We start from the raw sequence: 448 nt of genomic DNA on the forward strand, positions 1-448 counted from the left end.
CCATCATCAACAATCAATACCGTCGGCGCATTTGGCGCGGTTTCATCGGCGACCTTGGCAGTATCTGAACCTTGAGCCGAGGTGTTGTCAGCCTTATCGGTTTGGGTGGCGGTGACGGTGATGCTGTCGCCTTCAGCAGGCGCGGGCTCGGTCCAGCTGATCACGCCGTTGGCATAAGTGTAGTTACCAAAGGTGAAGCTGCCGTTGCCAGCATCAGTGAAGTCAGCGAAACTCAGCTGAATGTCCCCGCCACCGTTAATGGTAAGCGTGACATAGCCGCCAGCTTCAAAGTCAGTACCATCGATAGTGACTTGCAGCTGTACGTCATCAGCACCAATTTCAGCTTGGGTGAGCAGGCCATCGCCTGGGTTGCCATCATCAACAATCAATACCGTTGGCGCATTTGGCGCGGTTTCATCAGCAACGGTTGCGGTGTCGCTACCTTGAG

1 protein-coding gene is annotated in these 448 nt (G+C 54.9%); it reads right to left on the minus strand.

Annotation, left to right across the window (positions count from 1 at the left end; translation table 11 throughout):
- On the minus strand, positions 1–448 hold a 448-nt coding region (locus K5Q92_RS24050; protein WP_220771282.1), incomplete at both ends, for a hypothetical protein.

Origin of the sequence: Shewanella sp. MBTL60-007, assembly GCF_019654915.1 — a bacterium.
Lineage (GTDB): Bacteria > Pseudomonadota > Gammaproteobacteria > Enterobacterales > Shewanellaceae > Shewanella.